Raw genomic sequence first — 26567 nt, forward strand, 5'->3', positions numbered from 1 at the left:
AAGTACAGGCCCATCGCGAAACTCCTTTTCGTGCGCGTGGTGGCTCACGAGTCGGGGCGTTTCGTCGATGGGCCACTGCTGGAAATGTCAAACTTCTACTGCCACCCCGGCAGAGCCGGGGGGTCTCCCATTGGACTAGAAATTTATATTTGCTAGTGGTCCCTGCAATTCTAACATTCGCAAAAGGGGCCGCTGAGAAGGAATGCGAATGTTAGAATTGGACCACTAGCCGTTGCTGGCATCCCGTCACCAGATCGTCCTGATGGCCGCGCTGATCGGCTGCGCCATCGTTTCGTCGCCGCCGGCGCGGGCGCAATGGTGGTCGCACAAACCGGCCGATTTCGAGGAATGCGCCGACCTTGCGGAGAAGGCCCCCACCAAGGAAGCCAAGAGTGCGGCGCTTTCGGAATGCAACGCGAAATTCGCCGGGCGCCGCAAACCCGGCGGCGGCTACGCCTATTTCGATTTCATGCAAAATCGAAGCTTCGACATCGCCGGCCCCAATCCGACGCCGGAAGAACAGAGACAGATCGACGAACAGTATACAGCCTATCTCGAAAAACAGCGGCGCAGCCGCATCGCGGCCGCCTTTGCTGCCAGGCAACAACAATTGCAGCAGCAGGCTTCGCTCAAGAGCGAGGCTGAGAAGGCGCCGCCCAACACCGCCGGCATCGCAAAGCCACATGCGTCGGCAAGCGATCTCAAGCGGGTCAAACCGGCCGGCTGCCCGCGGGACTCCTTCTCCTGCGAATGGCCGAGGCTTTCCGAAAGTCTCAATGACCTGAAAAAAGCCCTGTTCGGCTCTCCTTCGAGCAAGTCTCCCCGTCCGAAGCAGGGGATGCCGGGCTAATCCGCCGAGACGCCTCCGCGAATCTGCTCAACCGTCAGCCCGGCGAGCCCTGTCCGGCGGCTTCGGCTTGCTTGATCAGCCCGACGATGCGGCGCGATAGCGGCGTCTTGAGCCCGCGCTGGTCGGCAATGGCGGTGATGACCCCTTGAAGATAATCGATCTCGGTGCGGCGGTGGCGCTCGAGATCTTCCCACATCGACGAACGCGCCTGCGGATCGATCTTCATCGCTGGCGCGAGCGCGAGCGAAAAAAGCGTATCCGGCAGACGTAGCAGATACGGCGTCCAACTCGACGGCACCGGAGTCGGCGACACCGGAACGATCCCTTCGGCCTTGACCGCCGCCAGGCCTTCGGCCAGCTGATCGGCGAACAGCCCGCGCCAACCGCGATTGGAAAGCTGCTGGCGCAGCGGCAGGCCGGACAGCGCGTTGATCGCGTTGTTGAGATTGACGATGAGCTTGCCCCATTGCACGCCCGCGATGTTGGCGGTGGCGCGCATCGGAAGCTCCGGGATGGAAAGCCGTTCGGCGGTAGCCGCCGCATCGCGCTCGATCACGATGTCGCCCGAGGTCGCGCGGTGAAACCGTCCATCGCCGGCGGCGACCACGTTGAACGGCACCATCGCGGCCAGCACCGTCCGTCCCGGCAGCCGGTCGCGCAGCATCGGCACATTGGCGATACCATTCTGAAAGCTGACGATGACGGCATCCGGCGGCGCGTGGCGCGCGATGGTGTCCGCGATCTCCGCCGTGTCCGCGCTCTTGACCGTGACCAGCACCGCGCCGGCATCGGCGAGTATTTTCGGATCTTCAGACAGTGTTATTTGCTGAGATGCCACATGCCAGGACGAACCCTCGAGACTAGTCAACGTGAGCCCAAACCGCTCGATCTCCGCGATCACACGCGGGCGCGCCAGGAGCGAGACGCGGCGGCCGGCCTGCGCGCAGAGACCCCCGACATAGCAGCCGATGCTGCCGGCGCCCGCCACGACAATCGGCCGATCTTCCGTCATGCGCTTCCGCTCCCGCTTGCCCCGGTGGTAGCCGACATCGAAAGCCTTGTCGCCTTGTAACCGTCATACCCCGCCGATATGGTTCCAGATCGGGCGAAGCGGGGCGAACACTCGGCAGGAGACAACCATGGGCTTACTCGATGTATTGAATGGAATGCAGAACGGTCCGCGCGGCCCCTCGACGCCAAGCGCGCAATCCGGCGGCGGAATGTCGCCGATGACCATGGCGATCCTGGCGCTGCTTGCCTACAAGGCCGTCAAGCACATCAGCGGCAGCTCCTCCGCCTCAACGTCGGCTCCGGCGCCCTCGCCTGCTCCCGGTGGCGGACTTGGCGGCAGCCTGGGTGGCGGAGGTCTTGGAGGGGGTCTTGGCGGTCTTCTCGGCGGCGTGCTTGCGGGAGGCGCGGCCGGCAGCGTGCTGAGCGGCGGCCTCGGTGATCTGCTCAACAAGCTCCAGCAGAACGGCCACGGCGACACTGCCAATTCGTGGGTGGGCCAGGGACCGAACAAGCAGATATCGCCGGGCGATCTCGCCAGCGCGCTGGGCTCCGATCAGATCGACCATCTGGCGTCGCAGAGCGGCCTGTCGCGCGAAGATTTGCTGAGCGGATTGAGCCAACAACTGCCGGAGGTGATCAACCATCTGACGCCGGACGGACGGCTGCCGACGGGAGAGGAATTGGCGGGCCGGCTCTGACCGGCCGGTCGCCGAAAGAATTTTCGTTCTGATTTTTGACGGGGAGAAGGACATGATCAGGGTCATTATCGTCGGCTTTGTTGCGGGCATCATCGCGCGGCTGCTCTCGCCGGGTCCGAACAATCCGAGCGGGTTCATTCTCACCACCGTGCTCGGCATCGTCGGTGCGTTTCTCGCCACCTTTATCGGCCAGGCGATCGGCCACTATAGCCCAGGACAGGGCGCGGGCATCATCACCGCAACGATCGGCGCGCTGGCGGTGCTGTTCATCTGGAACAGGTTGGTCGCCAGCGGCACGCTCCGCGATTTCAACAAGTGACGAAGTCATTCCGGGGCACGCGAAGCGTGAACCCCGGAATGACCTTCGCTACGTAATCAGATGCGCGCCGGCGTCGATGCGGACGACCTCGCCGGTCATGTTGCCCGACTGCGGTAGCGCCAGGAACGCGACCACGTTGGCGACATCCTCAGCCGAGGAAGCCCGCTTCAGTGGCACCTTGGCGACCACGGCGTCGCGCACCTTCGCCGCCCCTTCAACGCCGCGGCCCTTGGTGAACCAGGGCGTATCGATATAGCCGGGACATACCGCATTGACGCGGATCAGCGGCGCCAGCGCGCGTGCAAGCGAGATCGTGATGGTGTTGAGTGCACCCTTGCTCGCCGCATAGGCGACCGACGAGCCGATCCCGCTGATGCCCGCAACCGAGGAGACATTGACGACGGAAGACGCACGTCCGGATGCTTTGGCGCCGGCTTCCAGCAAAGATCGCGCCGCGCGCACCATTTGGAACGGTCCGATCGTGTTGACGCCGAACAGGCGCTGAAAATCCTCCGACGACAGGCCGTCGAGATCGCCATGCGGAACGTGCTTGGTGGTGCCGGCATTGTTGACCAGCACATCGAGCCGGCCCCAGGGCGCGGCCGCGGCCGCGATCTTCCGGCAATCCTCGTCGCGCGAGACATCGCCCTGAACCACCACCACGTCAGCGCCAGCGCTGCGGCAGAGGTCGGCGGTCTGTTCCGCCTCTTTCTGACTGGAGGAATAATTGATGACAATTCGCGCGCCGCCCCTCGCCAGAATGGCCGCGGTCGCGGCGCCAAGGCCCGAGGCAGAGCCGGTTATAACAGCGCACAGACCATCCTTCGACATCGCATTTTCCCCATCGGATTTAGAACCAATTTTGCGATCTAGCATAAGGCTGCGCATGGAGGAACTCCATTGCGCGGAATAAGCCGCACGCTACCCGCGTCGCTTCATGCCGAAGCCGCAGGGGCCCTTGCGACCAGTAATGCTTGTCAGCCTTGCGCCTTTTCCCCATCATGGCCCCAACCAGGAACCCTCCGAGGAACGCCGTGGGAGAAGCCGAAAATATTGTCGTCGAAACGGCCGAACGCATCTTTGCCGACCTGGCCGACGCACAAACCATCAACCGCGACAAGAAGGACGGCTGGAAAGCACCGCTTTGGCAGGCGCTGAGCGAAGCCGGCCTGCCGCTGTCCTGGGTCGCCGAGGAATATGGCGGTTCGGGCGCCTCAATGGCCGATGGTTTTGCCGTGCTGGGCGCGGCCGGCCGTTCTGCGCTTCCCGTGCCGTTGGCCGAAACCATGCTCGCTGGCTGGATGTTGTCGCAAGCCAAAATCGCTTCACCCGAGGGCGAAATGACGGTCGCGCCCGCGGGCCCGAAAGATCGCATCACGCTCAATGGCGACAACACGCTGTCGGGACGCGCACGCGGCATCCCCTTTGCCCGCGAAGCCAGGCACATCGCGGTGCTCGCGCATGATGGCAGCGGCAAGGCATCGGTTGCCCTGCTCGACGCGACAAAATGCCGGGTCGAATCCAGTCTCAATCTCGGCGGCGATAACAGCGACACCGTGACGTTTGACCGGGTCGCGCCCGTTGCCATCAAACCGGCGCCGGAAGGTTTCAGCCTTACTTCGCTGCTTCTGATGGGCGCGGTCGTGCGTTCCTTGCAAATCGCGGGCAGCCTTGAATCGATGCTCGATATCAGCGTGCGTTATTCCAACGAACGCGTCGCCTTCGAAAAGAAGATCTCGAAATTCCAGGCGGTACAGCACAACCTGGCGAAGCTCGCCGGCGAATCCGCGGCGGCGCTCGCGGCCGCAACTTCGGCGGCGGATGCGTTCGCCGGCGGTGCGCCTGCGGATGCCGCATTCCTGGAAGCAGCATCAGCCAAAATCCGCTGCTCGGAGGCGGCCGAGAAGGCGGCCGCGATTGCCCACCAGGTTCATGGCGCGATCGGCTTTACGATCGAGCACATCCTGCATCGCTATACGTTGCGGGCGCTCGCCTGGCGCGACGACTTCGGCTCCGAGAGCTACTGGGCGGTCGAACTCGGCAAGCGCGTCGCCGCAAATGGCGCGGACGAGCTGTGGCCGCTGGTCGCTTCGCGCTGAACTTTATCTTTAAATTTTCGGACCTACGTCAATGACCGCAGCCCTTCGTTTCGATCCGATCCGCCTGCCGAGCGAATGCGTCAAACTGCGCCATGAAGTGCGCGCGTTCCTGGCGGAAGAGATCGCCGCCGGCACCTTCAGCCCGTTCAAGCCCAACCGCGAGGACATTGACGCGCGGGAATTTTCCCGTCGTGTCGGTGCGCGCGGATGGCTCGGCATGACCTGGCCGAAAAGGTATGGCGGCCACGAACGGTCCTATCTGGAACGCTACGTGGTCACCGAGGAGATGCGCGTCGCCAACGCGCCGACGCGGCGCTTTTTCGTCGCAGACCGCCAGAGCGGTCCGGTGCTTCTGAAATACGCTAATGAGCGGATCAAGATGGACATCCTGCCGCGCATCTGCCGCGGCGAAGTCTGCTTCGCGATCGGCATGAGCGAACCGAATTCCGGTTCCGACCTGTTCGCGGCCAAGACCAAGGCGACGAAGACCGACGGCGGCTTTCTGATCAACGGCACCAAGATCTGGACCTCGTCGGCGCATATCGCCGATTACATGATCGCGATCTTCCGCACCTCGCCGCCGACCAGGGAAAATCGCCGGCACGGCCTGACTCAGTTTCTGGTCGACATGAAGACGCCGGGCATCAAGGTCAATCCGATCGGCCAGATCACAGGGCAGTTCGAGTTCAACGAAGTCGTCTTCACCGATGCCTTTATTCCCGACGATCACATGTTGGGCGAAATCGACGGCGCCTGGAAACAGGCGACGAGCGAGCTTGCCTATGAGCGCTCGGGCCCCGAGCGCTTCCTGGAAACCTATTACGTGCTGACGGAACTGGTGCGGGCGGTCGGCCCCTCGCCGGACACCCGCGCCGCCGAAGGCATCGGACGGCTGGTGGCGCAACTTCACACCATGCGGCGAATGTCGGTTTCGGTCGCGGGCATGCTGCACGCCGGCAAGGAGCCGGTGGTGGAAGCCTCGATCGTCAAGGACATCGGCACCATCTGGGAGCAGCAATTGCCGCACCGGGTGCGCGACCTCGCCGCCTTCATCGATGAGACCGCGTCCAACCGCGAGACGTTGGAGAAGCAACTTGCCTTCGCGATCAAGACCGCGCCGAAACTCACCATTCAGGGCGGCACCACCGAGGTGCTGCGCGGCATCATCGCGCGCGGGCTGGGCCTGCGGTAGTTCGTATGAGACGTGCGGCCGAGTGCGTTCGCCCTCTCCCCTTGCGGGAGAGGATATCGCCGCCGCGGAAACATTTGTGATTCGTGGAGGTCTGAGATGAGCACCACCAAGGATATCGGCGTCGAGAAGATCGGGCATGTTGGCCTGATCGAAATCCGCAAGCCGCCGCTGAACTTCTTTGATATCTCGCTGATCAACCAGATCGCGGATGCGCTGGAGGAATTCGATCGCGACATCGAAATCCGCGCCTCGGTGCTGGCGGCGCAAGGCAGAGCGTTCTGCGCCGGCGCAAATTTCAACGATCCCGCGCGGCAGGAGCAGGAAGCACGCGCCAACACCGATCCGGCTTCAAGCCTCGGCCCGATCGCGCATCTCTATGTCCAGGCGGTGCGCATTTTCCGCAACCAGAAGCCGATCGTAGCCGCCGTGCATGGCGCGGCGATCGGCGGCGGGCTCGGTCTCGCGGTATCGGCCGATTTCCGCGTGACGTGTCCCGAAGCGCGCTTTGCCGCCAATTTTACCAAGCTCGGCTTCCATCCCGGCTTCGGGCTGACCGTGACGCTCCCCGAATTGGTCGGCAAGAACAATGCAGAATTGATCTTCTACACGTCGCGCCGGGTGACGGGCGAGGAAGCCACCCGCATGGGCCTTGCCAATGAATGCGTGCCGCAGGATCAGGTCCGCGACCGAGCTTTGAGGCTCGCGCAGGAAATCGCCGAATGCTCGCCGCTCGGCCTGGTTTCGACCCGCGCCACCATGCGGAACGGTCTGGCCGATCGCGTGCTCGCCGCAACCCATCACGAACTCGCCGAACAGACGCGGCTGCGCGCCACCGAAGACTTCAAGGAAGGCGTCAAGGCGACCGAAGAGCGGCGCGTACCCAACTTCAAGGGACGGTGAGGCTTCTTCGCCTTCTCCGCTTTGTGGGAAAAGGTGGTCATAGACGAGCTCCGGGCAAGCGCGGTGCCGGCGTCAGGCCGGACTTCGCCTGCAAGGATCGGCACTGCATGAACCACATCGGCCGCCACAACGTGCGGCGCTGCGTGCGACCGCCGTCGAAGAAGCGTCGACTGCGATGCGACCCCTTTAGCCGCCTAACAGGGCGAAGGCCGCCATTTCGATCATCAGGACTGTGCTGACAACGGCGAATGCCAGATACACCTCGCCTGGTGACGACGGTGCGATTTTCATTGACCTGCCTCGTTCTCGGCTCCTTGCCGAGAGACCCATTATTGCGAGTATAACCTACGGTCGATTAAATCCGGCAGGTCGAAGTTCATTCAATCAAGCGTGAAATTTTACCAATCCCTCATAGGAGCGCGGTCCGATCGCGGCTAACTCAATGCCCCTGGAATTGCGGCTTGCGCTTTTCGACAAAGGCCATGGCCGCTTCCTTGTGGTCGGCGGTCTCGCCGGCGCGCGAGTGGTGGAAAGCCTCCGCATCAAAGCAGTTTTCCAGCGCCAGCCGCTCGGCATTGTTGATGTTGCGCTTGATGTAGCCGAGTGTGATCGACGGCCCTTGCGCCAGCGACATGGCGAGTTCGTGCGCGGCGGCACCGACCTCGCCGTCGGGAACGACGCGGGTGACCATGCCGAGCGCCAGCGCTTCCTGCGCCGTCAAGACCGGCGACAGCAGGTAAAGTTCACGCGCCTTGGCGCTGCCGAGCATCTGGGTGAGGAAATAGGTCCCGCCGTAGTCGCCTGACAGTCCGACCTTGGCGAAGGCGGTGGTGATTTTCACCGAACTGGATGCGACGCGAAAATCGCAGGACAGCGCGATCGAAAGCCCGGCGCCTGCGGCAGCCCCATCGAGCTGCGCCACCACCGGTTTCGACATCTCGTGCAGGATCCGTGACACTTCCATGCCGCGCCGCAGGTTCACCATGCGGTTTTCAAAGGACATCGGCGCCCGGCCCTCGGCCATCGACTTGACGTCGCCGCCGACGCAGAACGTGCCGCCTGCCCCTTTCAAGAGGACGGCGCGGACCTCGTGATCTTCGGCCGCCCGTTTGGCCGCCGACACCAGCCCCAGCGTCATGTCCACATTGAGCGCGTTGCGGCGCTCGGGTCGGTTCATGGTGATCGTCAACAGGCCGGATTCGAGATGTTGCAGGACGATTTCGGTGGTCATGAGTGGTGCCTTTCTTCATTCTTGTTTAGCCCGTCATTCCGGACGGTCCGCGCCGCGGACCGATCCGGAATCTCGATTCCGGGTTCGATGCTTCGCATCGCCCCGGAATGACCGCGTACAAAGTTACGCGGTCACTTCTTCACCAGCGGGCAGCGCGACTCCGAGAGCGGCTGGAAGGCGTCGTCGCCGGGAATGGTCGCCAGCAGCTTGTAATCATCCCAGCGGCCTTTCGACTCCGAAGGCTTCTTGACCTCGAACAGATACATGTCATGCACCATGCGGCCGTCCTCGCGGATGTGACCGTTCTTGGTGAACATGTCGTTGATCGGGGTTTCCTTCATGATCTTCATGACCGGCGCAGCGTCGGTCGTGCCGGCCGCCTTCACCGCCTGCAGATAATGCATCACCGAGGAATAGACGCCGGCCTGCGCGGCGGTCGGCGGACGGCCGACCCGCTGCATGAAGCGCTTGGAGAAGGCGCGGGTTTCGTCGTTGAGATCCCAGTAGAAGGCGCCTGCCACCAACAAGCCTTGCCCAGTCTCAAGCCCGACGCCGTCGATATCGGTGATGAAGGCAAGCAGCGGCGAGATCTTCTGGCCGCTCTTCATGATACCGAATTCTGCCGCCTGCTTGATCGTGTTGATGGTATCGCCGCCCGCATTGGCAAGCCCGATCACCTTGGCTTTGGAAGCCTGCGCCTGCAGCAAATAGGACGAAAAATCCGAGGTGTTGAGCGGATGCAGAACCTCGCCCACCACCTTGCCGCCGGCCTTCTTCACCACATTGGCCGTGTCCTTCTCAAGGTCGTGGCCGAAGGCGTAATCGACGGTGATGAAGAACCAGCTATCGAGGCCCTGTTTGACCGCGGCAAGGCCGGTGACCCTAGCCTGCGAGTAGGTATCGAAGACGTAGTGGACCGTGTAAGGGCCGCAGGCTTCGTTGGAGAGACGGATCGATCCGGGCCCGGAGAACATGACGATCTTGTTGCGGGCCTTGGCGATCCCGCCGGCAGCGAGCGCGGTCGCCGAAGCCGCGACGTCGTAGATCATCTCGACACCCTGATTATCCAGCATGTCGCGGGCGATGTTGGCGGCAAGATCCGCTTTATTGAGATGGTCGGCAGCGAGAATCTCGATCTTGCGGCCCAGGACTTCGCCGCCGAAATCTTCCGCCGCCATTTTCGCCGCCGTCTCCGAGCCAGATCCGGTGATATCGGCATAGAGCCCGGACATATCGAGGATGCCGCCGAGCTTCAGCGGAGGCTTGCCTTGCGCAAGCGCCGCGGTGGAGACCGCCGCAAGCAATACACCGAGAAAGCCGGAAACAACCCGTCTCATGAAAACCTCCCTGGGGCTTTGTTATAGTGTTGCGGGCGAACCGCAATTTCCATTACGGCAATCATGCCGTAAGGCCACAGCAGCGGCAAGCCGGTGGACTTATGTCTTTCCGCGGGACGGAACGGGTAGAATGAGTGGTCCCGACACGGTACGCATCCACGATGCCAAACGGATTCCATCGGCTGACAAAAGTCGCGCTCGTCGTTGGCGCTTCGGCCGCCATGACCGCGAACACGCTGGCTGCTGTGCCTTGCGCCTTCGAGCCGCAGGGCGAGGGCCGCGTGAGCGCCGTGATCGATGCGCGCAGCGTTCGCATGGAGGACGGCCGTGAAGTGCGCCTTATCGGGATCGAGCCCGCCTTTTCCGAGAAGCCCGACCTCGCGCCAACGCAAGCGCTTACCGCGATGCTGATCGGCCACGACGTTCGATTGACTGGGCGAGATGACACGCCGGACCGCTATGGCCGCCAACTCGCTTTTGTATGGCGGCTGCCGGACGACACCCTGGTGCAGCGCGAACTTCTGTTCCAGGGCCTGGCGCTGGTTTCGCCAACCGTCGACGACAAGGAGTGCGCCGCCGCGTTGATGGCCGCCGAGGGAACCGCGCGTGATGCGAAAAGAGGCATCTGGGCCGACCCGACGGTCATAAAAAACACCGAAAGTCCGGGCGATATTTTGGCTGGGAATGGGCGTTTCATGCTGGTCGAGGGCAAGGTTTTGTCCGCCCGGCAGTCAGGGGCAATTACCTATCTGAACTTTGGACGTAGCTGGACACGGGACTTCGCCGTGACTATTCCAAAGCAGGCGCTGGCCAATTTGGCCGCGGCCGGCTTGGTGCCCAAGTCACTGGAAAACAAGCGTATTCGTGTCAGGGGGTTCGTTGAGGCGCGTACCGGGCCACGAATTGAAGTGCTCCGGGCTGGACAAATCGAGATACTAGGCGGGAAATGACCTGCCAGAGTGACCATCGTGGTGGACGGTGTGGGACATCGCAAGGCAACAATGAGCCCGAGGGTGGGTGTGCGGCTTTGGGCAGTGCCGATCGCTATCAGCATCGGCGCATCGGTCCTGCTCGCCGGCTGTGGCGATCTCGGCCGCTTTCAGAACGCCCTGCCCTCCGCCTCCTCGTCCGCGCCCAGCACCGCCAAACCCGCCCGCGCCATCGTCCAAAGCAGCCCGGCGTCCGAAAAAGAGCACGAGCGTATCCTCGCTTCCTATGGCGGAGCCTATGACGATCCGCACCTCGAAACGCTGATCAGCAAGACCGTCGACCGGCTGGTGGCGGCTTCGGAACGGCCCGACCAAGGCTACAAGGTGACCATCCTCAATTCGGGCGCGGTGAACGCCTTCGCGCTGCCAGGTGGCCAGCTTTACGTGACGCGCGGCCTGATCGCGCTCGCCTGCGATACGTCCGAATTGTCATCGGTGCTGAGCCATGAGATGGCGCATGTCATCGCAAGGCACGCCGCCAGCCGCGAGGATAAGGCGCGCGAGACCGCGGTTGCAACCCGCGTGGTCGCCGACATGGGCAACGACCCCGATATTACCGCGCTCGCGCTCGCGAAGACCAAGCTGACCATGGCAAGCTTCTCGCGACAGCAGGAATTCGAGGCGGACAAGATCGGCGTCGGCATCTCGGCCAACGCGCATTTCGACCCCTATGGTGCGGCACGATTCCTGACGGCGATGGAACGCAACGCCGAACTGAAGGCGAGCAAGACCTCGACTGACTTGCGTGCGCAGGACTTCCTGTCGTCGCATCCGGCAACACCCGAACGCGTCGCCAACGCCCAGGCGGCCGCGCGGCAATATACTTCGCCGGAATCCAACGAGCGCGAACGCGATGCCTATCTCGCCGCGATCGACAACATCGTCTACGGCGAGGATCCGAGCGAAGGCTTTGTGCGCGGGCGCCGATTCCTGCATCCCAAGCTCGGCTTTACTTTCACGGCGCCGGAAAACTTCACCCTCGACAATACCGCGCAGGCCGTGATCGGCGTGCGCGAGGGCGGCTCACAGGCGATGCGCTTCGACGTCGTGCGGGTACCGGCCGAGCAGTCGCTTGGCGACTACCTCAACTCGGGCTGGATGGAAAACGTCGACAAGGCCTCGACCGAGGACCTGACCATCAACGGTCTTCCGGCGGCTTCCGCGGTCGCCAACGGCGATCAGTGGCAATTCAGGGTCTATGCGTTGCGCTTCGGCAGCGACGTCTATCGCTTCATCTTCGCTACCAAGCAGAAGACGACCGAAAGCGACCGCAACGCGCGCGAGACGGTCAACTCGTTCCGCCGCCTGTCGCTGGATGAAATCCAGTCGGCGCGCCCCTTGCGCATCAAGGTGATCAACGTGCAGCCGGGCGATACCGTGGAATCGCTGTCGCATCGCATGGCGGGTGTCGACCGGCCGGCGGAGCGCTTCCGCATCCTCAACGGGCTCGACGCCCACGCCCAGGTCAAGCCGCGCGATCGCGTCAAGATCGTGGTTGATTGACGTGCGAAAGCGGGTCATCACTGGTGGTCTGAATTCTAACATTCGCCACCCTCGCGGCGAACGCATAGCGAATGTTAGAATTCTTAGACCACCAGCAAATATAAATCCCGGTGGGGTTTAGGATTTGACATTCGCTGTCGAGCCCGCGGTCAGATGCGAAGCGAATGTCAAATCCACTCCACCGAGCGCGCATAAATAGCGCGAACCGGGGATATCGATCGCCAAGCTCCACTATCCTCTGCCAAAACAAAAAGCCCGGTCTTGCGACCGGGCTTTTGCATTTCATCGCTTGGAAAAGCCTACGCGGCTTCGTCCGCGACAGCGGTATCGTCGCCGTCGCTATCGGACTCGTCGCCCTCGGCCTCGGCATCCGCTTCAGCATCGGTCTCGGCCTTGGCGCCGCGGCGCGGGCTCTTGGCGAGTTGGCTTTCGATTTCCTTGACCGCCTCGGTCTCGGTCACATGCTGGACGACGGCGATCTCGCGCGACAGGCGATCGAGCGCGGCTTCATAGAGCTGACGTTCGCTGTAGGACTGTTCGGGCTGCGATTCGGAGCGATAGAGGTCGCGCACGACTTCCGCGATCGCGACGATGTCGCCCGAATTGATCTTGGCCTCGTATTCCTGGGCGCGGCGCGACCACATCGTGCGCTTGACGCGGGCGCGGCCCTTCAGAGTTTCCAGCGCCTTCTTCACCAGCACCGGCTCCGACAGCTTGCGCATGCCGACATTGGCGACCTTCGCCGTCGGAACCCGCAGCGTCATCTTGTCCTTCATGAAATTGATCACGAACAGCTCAAGCCGGGCGCCCGCGATCTCCTGCTCCTCGATGGCGAGGATCTGGCCGACGCCATGGGCCGGATAGACCACGAATTCGTTGGTCTTGAAGCCCTGACGCTGGGTCAGCGGCTTCTTCTCTTCGATACGCGGCGCAGCCGCTGCCGGCTTGGCCGCAGCAACAGGCTTGGTGACCGCCGGTGCCTTGACCGGGGCGGCCTTGTGGGAAACAGGCTTGGAAGCAGCAACTTTGGAGGCAGAGTTCTTCGAACCAGTCGCTTTCGCGGCCGTCTTGGCAGTCTTGCTTGGCATTGAGCTTCTTTTATTTTTAGAGGACTTGGCAGCCGTCGCCTTGGCCTTCTTCACAGAAGCCTGAGTGCGACCCTTGGTTGCGCCCCGACTAATGGTCGCGGCGGCTTTTTTTGAAGCCTTCGAAGTACTCTTTGTACGCGTTTTTTGCGACACAGCCTGTGCGCGGAACTGCCACGCCCCTGTTGGATGTTTTCACGGGAACCCATGGGGGCCGACAAGCGGACTGACGGGTTCGGCTAGCTAAAACGCAAATATAGCACATTTCCCGCAAAAATCAATGATTTATGCCCCCTTTGCGCCGTTTGGATGGCGTTTCGGGGCATTTGGTGTGAACAGGGTTAAGCTGGAGATGACCCTAATACCGCGACCAAACCGCGTATAGCCGCGAAAACTACGGTGTTGACAATCAATCCCCGCTACCGGGGTTCTTAGAAAAATATTTCTCGAATTTGCCCTCGACACCCTCAAACTCCTTGGCGTCCGCCGGCGAATCCTTCTTTTGGGTAATATTTGGCCAGGACTTGGCGTACTCGGTGTTCACCTCGAGCCACTTTTCCAGGCCCGGCTCGGTATCCGGCTTGATGGCGTCGGCGGGGCATTCAGGCTCGCACACGCCGCAGTCGATACATTCGTCCGGATGGATCACCAGCATGTTCTCGCCCTCGTAGAAGCAATCCACAGGGCAGACCTCGACGCAGTCGGTATATTTGCACTTGATGCAGGCTTCAGTGACGACGTAAGTCATCCAAGGCTCCGGAACGGGTCAATTTTAAGGGTTTGCCTAGCGCATGAACCCTTGCGCTGCAAGGGAGGCAGGCAGGCAGCCGCACCAGCGCAGATAGTCACTCCGCGCGGCCCTGCAAATCGAGATAAAGCACGCGTGCAGAGCCTGCATCGCCGCGCCGCTCGGCAAATCCGATCACCTTGAGCACACGCACGGACCGGTCCAGTCCCACCGTGACAACATCGCCGGCTTTCACCGCATGGCCTGGCGATCTCTCGCGCACCCCGTTGATCCGGACGTGGCCGGCCTCCACGAGCGCGGCCGCACTGGTGCGGGCTTTGACCAGACGCGCATGCCATAGCCATTTGTCGAGACGCTGGCGCTCCAACGAACCATTCCCACCAAGGTGACCGGGTTGTTCTTGACGCGTTTTCTTCAAGCGAACCGGCATCCACTTCGCTTGAAAACGCTACGGGTCCTTCCGGTTGGCCGTCATCTGTTCCTTGAGCGCGGCGAGCTTGGCGAACGGCGAATTGGGATCGATCGGACGATCGCGCTCGCGCGGGCTGGCGCTCGATGCATATTGCCGATGCGACGGGCCGCTCTCGCGGCCACTGCGGTCACCTCTGTCACGCCCCTTGTCGCGCGCGCCCTTGCGGGCATCGTCGCGGTCGCGGAACTTGACCTTGTTCTGATCTCCGCTGCGTCCCTTGCCTTCGAAACGATCGCGCGGCCGATCTGTTCTGTCCTCGCGCGGTTCGCGCGCCGGCGCGCCATCGGCCGAAGCCGCAACAGCACCATCCGCCGGCCGATCGGGTCGCGGCTTTCGAAAATCGCGATGACGATCGCGCCGGCGGTGCCGTTCGCGCTTGGCACCCTCGCCTTGCTCGCCGGTCGCGGCCTCACCTGAGGCGGCTTCGCCGGCCGCGGCAGGAGGTTGCGCCCCGTCGGCGGGCCGTTCCTGACGGCGATGATGCTGCCGGTTGCGATCGTGACGCGGCGGACGCCGCTCATCGGAACGGCCACCGGGGCGCCAGACATCGACCAGCTCTGGCTCGGCCGGAGCCGCGGCCGCAATAGCGGCGTCGCTCGCTGCCCCAGGAGAGGTTTCGGCCGAACCCTGGCCGGCCGTCACTTCGGCGGCAATGGATGGCGCCGCCTCAACAACATCGGAGCCTGCCAGTTTCGTTTCCGCGGTCGTCGTTGCGACGTCGAGGATGTCCCGCGTTTGCGCGAAATCGATTCGGGGCAACAGCGTGGTCGAGGAAGCGACGATCTCCTCAATAACCGGCGCCGGTTCCTGAGCGGTGACTGGCGTAGCGTCGGCCGTCGATACGGCCTCGTTCGCCACGGTTTCCGCAACCGCATCGACCGTCGCTTCGGAAGGCGTCGCGGCCGTCGCTTCGACAGATGTCTCGGCTGGCGCTGCTGGCGCTGCGGGTTCAACCGCCACCGGCTTCGGCGGCAACGGCGGCCGGCGATCCATGCGGTAGCCGAGCGCGCGCAGGATCGAGGCGAAATCCTCGCCCGCTGATCCCGTCAGCGACGTCATCGCCTGCGTCACCACAAAGCTGCGGCCATCGAATGCGCCTGGGGGCTTTTCGCCGGGCGAGGTCTCGCGCCAGGCGAGGGCCGGGCGAATGAGATCGGCCAGCCGCTCCAGAATATCGACGCGCACCGCGCGCTCGCCGCACTGGCGATAGCCGAGCACGCGATAGGCATCGCGCGGCAACGTCTTGTCGACCGGAAACGAGGTGCGGCCGCTTCCGGCCAGATGCTGCGCGCCCGAGAGCGCGGACAGATCGACATTGGTTTGCTTCAAGGCCCAGAGCAGCGCGGCAAGCGCGCGCGCCGCCGGCTTGAGTAGCCCGGGAACGTAGATGTGATAGGCGCCGAAGCGAACGCCGTATTTACGCAACGTGGCGCGCGAGGGTTGATCGAGATCCTTCATTTCGGTCGCGATCTTCGAGCGCTCGATCACACCCATCGCCTCGACCAGCTGGAAGGCAATGCCGCGCGCGATGCCAGTGACATCCTCGGCCTTGCTCAATTCGAACAGCGGCCCCATGAGCTTCTCGACATGGGTCTTGAGCCACAGATCGAGCCTGGTCTGCACCGCCTCGCGCGGCGCGCCGGTCAGGCGCTCGTCCGCGATGATGCGAAGGCGCGGATGCAGCGCATCGTCGGCCGCGGTCAGTCGGGCAACCGCATCACCGGTCCAGCGGATGATTCCTTCCGAGGTCAGCACGAATTGATCGTCGGGCGCGGCTGCGAGCTTTTCGGCACGCGCATCGATTTCGCCGGCCAGCGCCTTTTGTGCCGTGGCCTGCAACGCCTTGGCTTCGGAGCCCGCTTCCGCCGCATCGGGCGCAAACGTGAATCCGTCCAGGCGGCCGATCACATGGCCTTCTACAATCACTTCGCCGGTCTTGCCGATTTCCGTATTCAACATCGCGTTTTCCCGCAGGCGGCGCATCAATACACTGGTACGGCGATCAACGAAACGCTCTGTAAGCCGTTCATGCAGCGCATCGGATAATTTATTTTCGACCTCGCGCGCAATTCCTTGCCAGTGCTCGGGGTCGGCCAGCCAGTCCGGACGGTTGGCGACGAAGGTCCAGGTGCGGATTTGCGCAATCCGGCCCGATAACGTGTCGATATCGCCGTCCACTCGGTCGGCCTGGTCGACCTGCGCGGCGAACCAGCCATCCGGGATGCGTCCTTTTTGCATCAGGAATGCAAACAGGCTCGTGACAAGCTCGGCATGGGCCGCCGGGGCGATCTTGCGGTAATCGGGGATCTGACAGGCGTCCCACAGCCGCTCGACCGCGGCAGCACCATGGGCCATCTCCCGGATCTCGGCGTCGCGCGCGACATGGTCGAGTACCCGGACGTCCTCCGCGATCGGCGCGCGGGTTAGCGCCTCATGCGCGGGCGCCCGCGCCAGCGACACCTGCAAGGCGCCCAGCGAGGAGAAATCGAGCTTCGAATTGCGCCATTGCAGCACCCGCACGCTTTCGAAGGTGTGGTTCTGCAACGCATTGACCAATTCCGGCTCGAACGGCGCGCACCGGCCGGTGGTGCCGAAGGTGCCGTCGCGGGTGGCGCGGCCGGCCCTGCCAGCGATTTGGGCAAATTCGGCCGGATTGAGGCGGCGGAATTGATAGCCGTCATACTTGCGGTCGGATGCGAACGCGACATGGTCGACGTCGAGATTAAGGCCCATGCCGATCGCGTCGGTGGCGACGAGATAGTCGACGTCGCCGTTCTGGAACATCGCCACTTGCGCGTTTCGGGTGCGCGGCGAGAGCGAGCCCAGCACGACGGCCGCGCCGCCGTGCTGGCGGCGGATCAATTCGGCGATCGCATAGACCTCATCCGCGGAGAACGCGACGATCGCCGTGCGGCGCGGCTGGCGCGTGATCTTGCGGTCGCCAGCGAATTCGAGTTGCGACAGGCGAGGCCGGGTCACGGTGTTGGCGCCGGGCAACAGCCGTTCGACCATGCTGCGCATGGTCGCAGCGCCAAGCAGCAGGGTCTCGTCGCGGCCGCGCCGGTTGAGGATTCGGTCGGTGAAAACGTGCCCGCGCTCGAGGTCGGCCGCGATCTGGATTTCGTCGACGGCCAGAAACGACACATCGAGATCGCGCGGCATGGCCTCGACCGTGGAGACCCAGAAGCGCGGCTTCGGCGGCTTGATCTTCTCTTCGCCCGTGATCAGCGCCACGGCGTCACGACCCGCGCGGTCCGCGATCTTGTTGTAGACCTCGCGCGCCAGTAGCCGCAGCGGCAGCCCGATGATGCCGGACGAATGCGCCAGCATGCGTTCGATCGCGAGACTGGTCTTGCCGGTGTTGGTCGGCCCCAGCACGGCGGTAACGCCCGAGCCGGGAGCCTTTCCATTGCCGGAAAGCGGAAGCGGAGGTGACGAAAGAGCCATGTTCTTGAGAGGGTTCTACGGCTTTCGGCGTTGAGCGCAAATAGCGCAAGCGTGACTATCGGGGCTGGGAGCGGCGGACGCCTCTCGCCAAAAGTGTTTCACAATGCGACGCTTGTGAGGGTGAGTTTTAAGCTTCGGAACGGGTACGGAACGAATCGCGCCCGAATCGCTGACTCCTGGGATCGCCTGCTTCGTTCACCGCAACATATCGCGCAGATAATCTTTGTCGGCACTAGATCAAGTTTGGCACCCGCCTTCAAGCGACGGTTTGACGACGAAATTCTTAAACCGCGCGGCAAGCCCGAGTCGAATCAGAACTGGCAAGGAGTCAACAGGTATTCGTGAGTTCCTCGTCGTCCCGGACAAGCGAAAGCGCGGATTGGAGATCGTCATTCCGGGATGGTGCGAAGCGACAAAATTGGCATTCAATTTTGCGCTGAGCACCAGACCCGGAATCTCGAGATTCCGGATTCGCGCTTCGCGCGCCCCGGAATGACGCCTTCGGCGTCAATTCGTCTTGGGCATGCGGGGCGGTGTCACCTGCGTGATGAACTGCGTCGCCTCCAGCATGGCAACTCCCAGCGGCGTCGGAATGATCATACGATACGGAACCAGGATGCGGGTTCCAAGCACCGGCGCGAACGCGATCTCCATGTTGCGCGCGGCAGTCAGATATTTGATCACAGGGCGCGCGGGGATATAGCCCGCGACCGGCGAGAAATAGATCGCGCAGACCACGACCGGACCGCGATAGCCCTTCTCTGCCTTCACCGTCTCCATACGCTTGAATTCAAGCTTCAGATCGTAGCGCATGCGGCCGTCGAAAACGGCAGCGCTGGCGTGACAGGCTTCGGGGCTGAGCGGATCGGCGGTGCCCGGGACGTGCAACATCGAGCCGGTCATCGGATCGAACACACCCTTCTTGTGCGCTTCGGTCACCGGAATGCGATCGGGATCGACCGGGGGCTGCGGCTCGATCGCAAATTCCTTGATGGTGCCGTTGTTGAGCACCATGTGGATGGCTTCGGTCTTCTTCGACGTCGTGGTCGATGCGCTGTAATTGGTCGAGACCAGCGCGCCGTTGACGACACGGCCCTGCGCGGCACCCGCACCGGAGCCGGAGGCAAAGGCCTTCAACAGGCCCGCCGTGCCGCCGACCGCCGAGGCTGAATACTGGTCTTCGCTGATCTCGATATTCCAGGCGCCCCTGCCGACGGGGATGCCGGCGAGCGTCGCCTCATATTGCGCTTCAAGCTTTCCTTGTGCGAAGGCTGGAGAGGCATCGAGCCCAAATGCTGCCGCCAAGCCGCACAGCCCCGCCAACGCCCGAAGCGGCCAGTTGGCTCGCGAAGGCAAAGTCGTGCAGCGTTCGGTTGCGGAAGCGGCAGTTCTCAAGACGGAGCGGGATCGTTGTTTCATCTGATCCAAAAACTGCGGCGAGCAACGCCTTCAAGTCCGCCCCAATAGCACGGAACCCCAGATATTGGCGGCGAATACGCCGTTTATATGATGCGGAAAACGGTAAATGCCGCCAAAAACGGCCTCGAAACGAGGTTTCCGGCCCTCGCCAACCTTGACGCCCCAGCCGTCAGCCCCTATACGTCCGCGGTTCCCAAGACGGACATGATTTTGACCCTTGGCGCTGACCCCTGTCATACGGGCGCGAGCCAGGATGGAAGAGGATTTTCGACAATGTCGCGGCGCTGCGAACTGACGGCCAAGGGCCCGCTGGTGGGTCACAAGGTAAGCCACTCCAATATCAAGACCAAGCGGCGCTTCCTGCCGAACCTGTGCAACGTCACCTTCATTTCGGATGCGCTCGGCCGCAACGTGCGCCTGCGCGTCTCCACCAACGCGATCAAGAGCGTTGATCACAATGGCGGTCTCGACACCTTCCTGCTGAAGGCCCGCGCCGCCGATCTCTCGCCGCGCGCGCTCGAACTCAAGCGCCAGATCGAGAAGAAGGTCGGCACCGCGCCGGTCGCGAAAGCGAGCTGATCGCCCTCCACGGTTGGATTTAAAATGGCCGGATCGAAAGATCCGGCCATCTTTGTTTGGTAGCCGCATTTTTGCGGATCATGCTATACATCTACAAGGTGCAAAACTTGATTTTCTAAAATTTATTGAGGAGCGGTGGCACTTCCAGTCCCAGTCCAGCGCCAACGAGAGGTCGTTTGCCTACCGGCATCAGGTCATCAAGTCGTTCTTGGCACGGCCGGGAGCGGAAAAACGACGATGGCAATCTTGCGCGCGGCATATCTTTCCGACCCCGACCTCCCCGAGCACGGTCGAACACTCCTCCTTACCTACAACAAAGCGCTGTGCGCTTACATTCGCGCGCTGGCCGCTCGCGAATTACGAGGAGTAACCGTTGAGCATTACCACAAGTTTGCCCGCGGTTATCTCGCCTCCCGTGGCAAGATGCGACGGAATTCAATTATCAGCGGCAACGCGCGAGACCTCGTTATTACTGGAGCGATCCAAGATGCCAACGCCTTACACGCGCATTCGCCGCTATTTTCCCGCCCGCTGAACTTCTTCTCATCCGAGATTGGTTGGTTGGAGAAACATGGTGTCGATTCTCTGCAGGATTATGAGTCACAATCACGTACTGGTCGCGCGGAAGCTCGTCTCGAAAGACGAATGCGCCGACAGATGTGGGACGTCTATGAAGCCTATTTGAGGCGGCGTGCACGCGCAGGTTACGACTACGACTGGGACGACCTCGCCTCCACGGCACTAAAGGAACTCGCAGCTGATGGCGAACCGCGTCGTTACCGACACATTGTCATCGATGAGGGGCAAGATCTTTCGCCGGTAATACTGAGATCCCTAGCAAGCGCAATCCCTGTAAATGGTTCGATCACTTTTTTTGGCGATGTCGCCCAACAAATCTACGGGCATCGTATGTCCTGGAGGTCTGCCGGCCTACGCCCGGGCCGCGTCTGGCAATTCACCGAAAATTACCGAAATAGTAGAGAGATAGCCGCCCTAGGTCTGGCAATCTCGCGAATGCCCTATTACGCTGGTATTCCGGACATGGTCGCTCCAACAGCGCCTAACGCGGCGGGCCCGAAACCTACCCTTGTGAATCTCCCCGACGAAAAATCGGAAACAGCTTTTTTCGTAGATCAAGCGACCCGACTGTCACGAACCCAATCGGTTGCCATTCTAGTTAGGACTGTCCGCCAGCTAGAAGAAGTTCGCACGCGGCTCCCACAAACCGTGATAAATTTGCGTAATGAATCGGAGCAATGGGTGGCTGGCCCTCGGCTATTCGTTGGTACTTATCATTCGGCAAAGGGCCTAGAATTTGATGCAGTAGTTTTACCCTATCTCTCCGATAATTTATTTCCTGACCCACAAGCAGTTCATGATTTCGGACATCAAGAAGCCCAAGCGACCGACGGGCGGCTCCTTTACGTTGGAGTGACCCGCGCGCGCACGTCGCTCATTATTACCTACTCTGGGACGCCTTGTGCTCTGTTACCTGACACCCCCAGCCTCTACACTGTGGTGCGGCGATGACGACCGAGATCAAAGCACTGGTCGAGGCAAAGGGAATCGGAAGGCTGTGCCACTTCACTCCGTCCCGCAATTTGGTCCACATTGCCGCGGGCAAGTCCGGGGTATTATGCACCGCCGCCCTAGAACATAGTGAAAGAGCGACGTTCAACGCGACGGACTTGAAGCGCCTCGACGGCCAGAAATCGCACATTTGCTGTTCGATTGAATACCCGAATGCTTGGTATTTTGATCGGGCGCGGTCAGGAAATGACCTCTTCCCGGATTGGGTAGTGCTTCTGGTCGACCCGAAGTACCTTTGGCAGGAAGGAACGTTGTTTTGCCCCCGGAATGCGGCCGCAGAATATGGGCGCTACATAGCGAAAGGCCCAACGGCATTCGAAGCAATGTTTGCAAACGAGGTTATTGGGACGGGGCGAAACATATACCGTCGTACCAAGGACCAGTCGGCAGCTTGTCCCACCGATCAGCAAGCCGAAGTTCTCGTACCCGACAAGATAGCGATCGCGGACATATTGGGTATCGCTGTAAAGAATGAGCAACAGGCAAAGACAGAGCGAGCGCGATTAAGAGCAACCGGGTCCGACCCTGATATGTTTCGTTTTATCTTAGCTCCGCTTATGTTCAACAAGTATGACCTTTCCAACGCTATAAAGAACGGTGCGCAGCTTCAGGAAACCGTCTTCATCCCGAATAGCAAAACTAGCGGCGCATTATGATCAGAGCTGGCTTACAGTTTGATACGAAGAAGATCGAAGGTGCGCTCCTAGGAGCAGCCCTTGGCGACGCGCTCGGCTGGCCTCACGAGGACAGGGCCCGCAGAGCGTCAACACTTAGCGAATACGGCCTCAATTTCGAAGCATGGACAAAGCGGTCTGGAGGTAGATTTCAGCCTCATGAGGAACGGATAGAACCTGGTAGTTATAGCGACGATACGCAATTAATTATTGCCGTCGCAAGATCGCGGCTGCGGGAAGGACCATGGTGGGAATATCTAGCTTTTGTCGAATTTCCTTTCTGGATCGCATATAGTCGAGGAGCTGGCGGTGCGTCGTTGCGCGCAGCAAAGCTTCTTGCAAATCACATCCTTCCTTGGGAAGGACCGACATCAGATAAGGCCAAGTATCTTCAAGCAGGCGGCAACGGCGCGGCCATGCGCGTCGCTGCTCACTGCGTTCTCGGATATCTGGAAAAAGATTTCCGTTCGACCGCGACTAACGTCATGGCGGATAGCGTGCTGACCCATGGTCATCCGACGGGCCTAGTCGGAGCCCTCGCGTACGCATACGCCCTTTGGACTGCTTTTCGACGAAAAGGAACGTTAGAGTTCGGCCAACTCCTCGAGACCGTTCGGACCTCCTCCGACGAATGGTCGCAAATCCCGGAACTATCTGAGCGATGGCCGTCGTGGGAAAAGGCGGTCCTAACACAAGCGTATCGGAATACTTGGTCGAAATCGGCAAATGACCTCTCACGACAACTGGAGGAGGCGTCTGCTGGTCTTATTGCAGGTGCGCTAGACTTCGACGACGAAGTACTAAGCAAGATCGGGTGTTTTGACAAAAAAATGAACGGCGCCGGAACTGTGTCAGCTGCAGCCGCAATTTTTCTTAGTTCCAAGTACGCAGCTGCCCCAACAGAGGGCATAGCTCGCGCCGCTTTTGCAAGGGGCGCCGATACTGACACAATCGCATCGATGACAGGCGCGATAGCTGGGGCAATAAACGGAACTGACTGGCTGCTACAGTTTACGCGAAAGCTGCAGGATGAGAGCTTCCTTGCTAATCTCGCGAGGTCTCTCGAGGATCGTTTAAATGGCCGTGAGCTACCGTATCCGACGGCGTCAGTTGACACGCGGTCGCTCTTATCTTCGCTCACTCGGGGAGAAAAATCCGTAACTCTACCGACGGGCGCGAAGGCTCATGTGATCGGAGACGGCGGCGTTGTATCAAAATCCGATAAGATACGAGCCGCTTCGTGGAAATTGGAAGACGAATTTGGGCAAACCTTCATCATCAAACAGCTTAAGAAAGAAACAAATCGGCACTCGGCAACCCAAGTGACTCTAAACCTAGATTTGACTACAGGCACGCCGCATGGAAAGTTTGCTGGCATCAGTTTGTTCGCGCGCAATTTGGAAGAATCGCGACGGTTCTACTGCGAATTCTTAGGCCTTCCAGCTAAGCGTGATACTCAGACATTAGTGGCGCTAGGCGATCATTTAGTCCTTAGACAGAATGATCTCGTGCGCGCTGTCGGTGAAGGATCGATCGTTTATGTTGGCGTGGATAACATTGAAACTTGCTGGAACAATCTTCGATCAATCAAATATGCTAACGTGTCATCGATAGAAAGAAGGACGAGCCGCTCATCTTTCACGTGCAAAGACCCTGACGGTCGGACGGTCGAAGTGTTTCAACGATAAGTAGAATGTCCTTCAAGTCTCCTGGTACGTTAAATAACTCTCAACGGCCGACTCTTTCGATCCGGCCATTTTGCTTTGGCGCGCTCCCATCGCCATGAACGGTAGCTGAACCGAACGACCGGTCGCAACCTTGTGACAGGGCGTGAAGCGATCAACCGTTACCGATCCTTCATTGGAACTTCGTTGCAATCGTGCTCGTGCTGCCTACGTTTCCATCAAGGGAAAGGAAGGACACCATGAAGCAGTCAGAACTCTTCCGCGAAAATGCCGAGAACTGCGCGCATCTTGCCGAGAGCGCCGCGAGCGAACCGCTCTTCAATCGCTACAAGCGAATGGAAGCAGCATGGCTTGCACTGGCGAACGAACAGGATTGGCTCGACGGCGAAGTGTCGCCGGCGCGCATTGCAGTGGCAAACGGCCATTTGTCAGCGAGACCGGCGTAGCCCATTCTACCACCAACGGCCCCTCGCGAAAGTATAGTGATGAAGATTCTCGAACACTCGGAAAGCCACATCGTCAAACTATACGACGGATCGAGCTGGCAGATTTTTCCCGGCGACATCGATCAGACATTGACGTGGCTGCCGACGAGCGAATTGCGGCTGTTTGAGATCAACGACGAAATCGCGTCACATGCACTCGTCAATGCCGATGACGGAACGCGCGTTCGCATCCGTCCGCTCGGCGAGGGCTGGCCGCAGACCAGGACGAAGAGCATTCTCGAGCAGGGGTGAATGCGTTCCCCGGATGCTGCGCAACGCGCCGCAAAGCGCGGCGTGGTGCGCTGCCGATCCGGGGTCCATGTCCTTTGTCGCTCCCGGTCCCGGCCCTGCGGAGCAGCACCACGCGCTGCACTGCGTACGGGACACGAGAATGCGGTTGACAGCTTTTTCCTACCCTCACCTGATTTGCCCGTCGTGCCAATCTGTCGCAGGCCTCCTCGCTTGTGACGTCGGGCAAATCACTGGCACTTCTTCGCGCGTCTTCCGCCCGAGATGAGGGGCGTTTCGCGATCGTCACTAAACGTTGGACGGAAGATGCGGTGGACGCGGTGGCGCAACGACGAATGCGGCTTTCGCGGACGGCGAAGTCGTGCGGTCCTGATGCCTCGACGCTGGTATCAACTCGTGACAATGCTTCGCATTGCACGGGGATGGTGGCAAGAAAGCCCGATCACCAGGGAGACCACGAAGTAAACCGTTAAAACCAGCCGCGCGGGGAATGCCGGATGTCTTTCGGTGTACCTGCGGTGACTTGCTTGCGTGCTTTCTTTATTTGCACGCAAGGCTGCGGGTGCGTCAGAGCACCCGGCATTCCCTGCGCCCTCTTTTTGGGCGAAAGATATGGACCCACCCGCGCGCCATTTACGCCGCGGGAACGTTTTTCCGCGTCAATATGAGCCAACCGGTTGGCGGAGCATTACAGGTACGCGGCCCAACACCCAAAAGGATGCTCGAATAAGGCCGTCAACTATGATTAAAGCCAACAAAGGCCAGCTCAAGAGAAGCCGATTAAAGAAAAGCCCGGGGAGAAAGCAATGGACGACAACAAAAGGGTCCTGCCCTCGCGCCGCCAGGTCTTGAAGACCGCGGGCCTTGCAGCGGGCGCGGCGGTACCGCTGCTCACAACAAGGCGGGCCCTCGCTGCCGGTTATCCGCAGCGGACGATCAAGATCATCGTGCCGTTTGCGCCCGCAGGCCCCACCGACATCATGGCGCGCATCCTCGGGGATGGTCTGGGCAATGCGCTTGGCGGCAACGTCATCGTCGAAAACCGCCCTGGCGCCAGTGGCAATATCGGCATCGGATATGTGGCGCATGCGGAAGCCGATGGTTACACACTGCTGGTCACCTCCAGCGCCTACGTCGTCAATCCGAGCCTTTTTGCCAGGATTCCCTACGACCCGTACAAGGACTTCGCGCCGATCACCGAACTCGGCACCACGCCCAACATGATCGTGGCGTCGCCGAAGCTTGGCATCAATTCGATCGCCGAATTGTTCGCGCGCGCCAAGGCCAAGCCCGACGAACTCAATTACGCCAGCCCCGGCGCCGGCACTACGCCGCATCTTTCCGCCGAACTGCTCAAGATCGTCGGCGGCGTTCAGATCACGCATGTTCCGTTTTCCGGCGCGGCACCGGCGATCCAGGCCCTGCTTGCCGGCACCACCCAAATGGCCGTCGCTGCGTTACCGGCGGCGCTGCCCTTCGTGCAGTCCGGCCAGCTCACGGCGCTCGCGCTGACCGGCGAGCATCGCTGGATCGATCTGCCCAACGTGCCGACCATGATCGAGCTCGGGTATAAGGATTTTGTCGCCGATACAGCCCAGTTCCTTTTTGCGCCGGCAAAAACGTCGCCTGACATTGTAGCGACGCTGGCGACGAAATCGATGGAGGTGCTCAAGAGGCCCGCGGTCATCTCAAAGCTGCGCGACAATGGTTACGACGTCGTAGCCCACGGTTCGGAGGCTTTAAGCAAATACATCGAGGGTGAAGTGCCGCGCTGGCATGACATTATCGTCAAGGCCGGCATCAAGCCGGTGTGAATTTTGGATGTGGTAATGAAGAGCAAAGCTCCAACGTCGTCCCTGCGAACGCAGGGACCCATATGTGGACGGCCCCCGTGGCACAAGAGCTTTCTGAGTAGATCGGATCGCTGCATCCATATGTCCGGCCTGTTGATGCGACACGCAATGGTCGCTGGCCAAGATGGGTTGCGCGACGCGAGCTCCAAACA

General features: G+C 61.2%; 23 protein-coding genes and 1 pseudogene. 15 read left to right on the plus strand and 9 right to left on the minus strand.

What is annotated here, in order from left to right; genetic code table 11:
* Positions 1 to 262: 262 nt before the first annotated feature.
* Entirely contained in the window at positions 263 to 850 is a 588-nt protein-coding gene (locus M6D32_RS20275; protein ID WP_298259583.1) for a hypothetical protein, read from the plus strand.
* On the opposite strand, the pseudogene M6D32_RS20280 reads toward M6D32_RS20275, so the two are convergent.
* Positions 847 to 1862: pseudogene (locus tag M6D32_RS20280) on the minus strand (2-dehydropantoate 2-reductase). The gene M6D32_RS20275 and the pseudogene M6D32_RS20280 overlap by 4 nt on opposite strands.
* A gap of 127 nt (positions 1863 to 1989) precedes the next feature.
* On the opposite strand from M6D32_RS20280, the gene M6D32_RS20285 reads away from it, so the two are divergent.
* Both M6D32_RS20285 and M6D32_RS20290 read left to right on the plus strand, forming a co-directional pair.
* Positions 1990 to 2559, plus strand: a complete 570-nt coding sequence (locus M6D32_RS20285; protein ID WP_298259538.1) for a YidB family protein — start codon at positions 1990 to 1992, stop codon at positions 2557 to 2559.
* A 52-nt stretch (positions 2560 to 2611) separates the two neighbouring features.
* Positions 2612 to 2878, plus strand: coding sequence for a GlsB/YeaQ/YmgE family stress response membrane protein (locus tag M6D32_RS20290; RefSeq protein ID WP_298259540.1), 267 nt, complete (start codon positions 2612 to 2614; stop codon positions 2876 to 2878).
* A gap of 48 nt (positions 2879 to 2926) precedes the next feature.
* On the opposite strand, the gene M6D32_RS20295 is transcribed toward M6D32_RS20290, so the two are convergent.
* Positions 2927 to 3709, minus strand: coding sequence for an SDR family oxidoreductase (locus M6D32_RS20295; protein WP_298259543.1), 783 nt, complete (start codon positions 3707 to 3709; stop codon positions 2927 to 2929).
* Positions 3710 to 3912: 203 nt separating this feature from the next.
* Here M6D32_RS20295 and M6D32_RS20300 point away from each other — a divergent pair, with 203 nt between their 5' ends.
* The 3 genes from M6D32_RS20300 (at position 3913) to M6D32_RS20310 (ending at position 7069) form a co-directional block, all read left to right on the plus strand.
* Positions 3913 to 4977, plus strand: a complete 1065-nt coding sequence (locus M6D32_RS20300; protein WP_298259545.1) for an acyl-CoA dehydrogenase family protein — start codon at positions 3913 to 3915, stop codon at positions 4975 to 4977.
* Between the two features lie 31 nt (positions 4978 to 5008).
* Positions 5009 to 6169: an acyl-CoA dehydrogenase family protein gene (locus M6D32_RS20305; protein WP_298259547.1), complete on the plus strand. Its 1161-nt coding sequence runs from the start codon at positions 5009 to 5011 to the stop codon at positions 6167 to 6169.
* A gap of 96 nt (positions 6170 to 6265) precedes the next feature.
* Positions 6266 to 7069, plus strand: coding sequence for an enoyl-CoA hydratase/isomerase family protein (locus M6D32_RS20310; RefSeq protein ID WP_298259549.1), 804 nt, complete (start codon positions 6266 to 6268; stop codon positions 7067 to 7069).
* Between the two features lie 439 nt (positions 7070 to 7508).
* On the opposite strand, the gene M6D32_RS20315 is transcribed toward M6D32_RS20310, so the two are convergent.
* Both M6D32_RS20315 and M6D32_RS20320 read right to left on the minus strand, forming a co-directional pair.
* Complete coding sequence (locus M6D32_RS20315; protein ID WP_298259551.1) at positions 7509 to 8300, minus strand: enoyl-CoA hydratase; 792 nt, start codon at positions 8298 to 8300, stop codon at positions 7509 to 7511.
* A 131-nt stretch (positions 8301 to 8431) separates the two neighbouring features.
* Positions 8432 to 9637, minus strand: coding sequence for an ABC transporter substrate-binding protein (locus M6D32_RS20320; RefSeq protein WP_298259553.1), 1206 nt, complete (start codon positions 9635 to 9637; stop codon positions 8432 to 8434).
* Between the two features lie 221 nt (positions 9638 to 9858).
* Between M6D32_RS20320 and M6D32_RS20325 the strand changes: the two genes are divergently transcribed.
* Positions 9859 to 10587, plus strand: a complete 729-nt coding sequence (locus tag M6D32_RS20325; RefSeq protein ID WP_298259555.1) for a thermonuclease family protein — start codon at positions 9859 to 9861, stop codon at positions 10585 to 10587.
* Between the two features lie 51 nt (positions 10588 to 10638).
* Positions 10639 to 12129 (plus strand): M48 family metalloprotease, encoded by a 1491-nt coding sequence (locus M6D32_RS20330; protein ID WP_298259557.1) that lies wholly within the window; start codon positions 10639 to 10641, stop codon positions 12127 to 12129.
* A gap of 299 nt (positions 12130 to 12428) precedes the next feature.
* On the opposite strand, the gene M6D32_RS20335 is transcribed toward M6D32_RS20330, so the two are convergent.
* The 5 genes from M6D32_RS20335 to M6D32_RS20355 all read right to left on the minus strand — a co-directional run bounded on the left by M6D32_RS20335 (position 12429) and on the right by M6D32_RS20355 (position 19204).
* Positions 12429 to 13217, minus strand: a complete 789-nt coding sequence (locus tag M6D32_RS20335) for a CarD family transcriptional regulator (RefSeq protein ID WP_298259559.1) — start codon at positions 13215 to 13217, stop codon at positions 12429 to 12431.
* Positions 13218 to 13623: 406 nt separating this feature from the next.
* Positions 13624 to 13962: a ferredoxin FdxA gene (fdxA, locus tag M6D32_RS20340; RefSeq protein WP_298259561.1), complete on the minus strand. Its 339-nt coding sequence runs from the start codon at positions 13960 to 13962 to the stop codon at positions 13624 to 13626.
* Between the two features lie 97 nt (positions 13963 to 14059).
* Entirely contained in the window at positions 14060 to 14329 is a 270-nt protein-coding gene (locus M6D32_RS20345) for an RNA-binding S4 domain-containing protein (RefSeq protein WP_298259563.1), read from the minus strand.
* A gap of 81 nt (positions 14330 to 14410) precedes the next feature.
* Positions 14411 to 17881: a helicase-related protein gene (locus M6D32_RS20350; RefSeq protein ID WP_298259565.1), complete on the minus strand. Its 3471-nt coding sequence runs from the start codon at positions 17879 to 17881 to the stop codon at positions 14411 to 14413.
* 507 nt (positions 17882 to 18388) lie between these two features.
* The gene (locus M6D32_RS20355; RefSeq protein WP_298259586.1) at positions 18389 to 19204 is read right to left on the minus strand and encodes a DUF3108 domain-containing protein; all 816 of its coding nucleotides are present in this window, start codon (positions 19202 to 19204) and stop codon (positions 18389 to 18391) included.
* 369 nt (positions 19205 to 19573) lie between these two features.
* Here M6D32_RS20355 and rpmB point away from each other — a divergent pair, with 369 nt between their 5' ends.
* From rpmB to M6D32_RS20390, 7 genes are all read left to right on the plus strand, one after another.
* Positions 19574 to 19879 (plus strand): 50S ribosomal protein L28, encoded by a 306-nt coding sequence (gene rpmB / locus M6D32_RS20360; RefSeq protein ID WP_298259567.1) that lies wholly within the window; start codon positions 19574 to 19576, stop codon positions 19877 to 19879.
* A 135-nt stretch (positions 19880 to 20014) separates the two neighbouring features.
* Positions 20015 to 21409: a 3'-5' exonuclease gene (locus M6D32_RS20365; RefSeq protein WP_298259569.1), complete on the plus strand. Its 1395-nt coding sequence runs from the start codon at positions 20015 to 20017 to the stop codon at positions 21407 to 21409.
* Positions 21406 to 22125, plus strand: coding sequence for a DarT ssDNA thymidine ADP-ribosyltransferase family protein (locus tag M6D32_RS20370; protein ID WP_298259571.1), 720 nt, complete (start codon positions 21406 to 21408; stop codon positions 22123 to 22125). Before M6D32_RS20365 ends, M6D32_RS20370 begins: the two co-directional genes overlap by 4 nt.
* Positions 22122 to 23831, plus strand: a complete 1710-nt coding sequence (locus M6D32_RS20375) for an ADP-ribosylglycohydrolase family protein (protein WP_298259573.1) — start codon at positions 22122 to 22124, stop codon at positions 23829 to 23831. Before M6D32_RS20370 ends, M6D32_RS20375 begins: the two co-directional genes overlap by 4 nt.
* A 236-nt stretch (positions 23832 to 24067) precedes the next feature.
* On the plus strand, positions 24068 to 24274 hold the full coding sequence (locus tag M6D32_RS20380; RefSeq protein WP_298259575.1) for a hypothetical protein: 207 nt from the start codon (positions 24068 to 24070) through the stop codon (positions 24272 to 24274).
* Between the two features lie 39 nt (positions 24275 to 24313).
* The gene (locus tag M6D32_RS20385) at positions 24314 to 24565 is read left to right on the plus strand and encodes a hypothetical protein (RefSeq protein ID WP_298259577.1); all 252 of its coding nucleotides are present in this window, start codon (positions 24314 to 24316) and stop codon (positions 24563 to 24565) included.
* Positions 24566 to 25368: 803 nt separating this feature from the next.
* A complete protein-coding gene (locus M6D32_RS20390) occupies positions 25369 to 26376 on the plus strand; it encodes a tripartite tricarboxylate transporter substrate binding protein (protein ID WP_298259580.1) in 1008 nt (335 codons plus the stop codon).
* The last annotated feature ends 191 nt before the right edge of the window (positions 26377 to 26567 follow it).

Source organism: Bradyrhizobium sp., assembly GCF_027307225.1.
Lineage (GTDB): Bacteria > Pseudomonadota > Alphaproteobacteria > Rhizobiales > Xanthobacteraceae > Bradyrhizobium.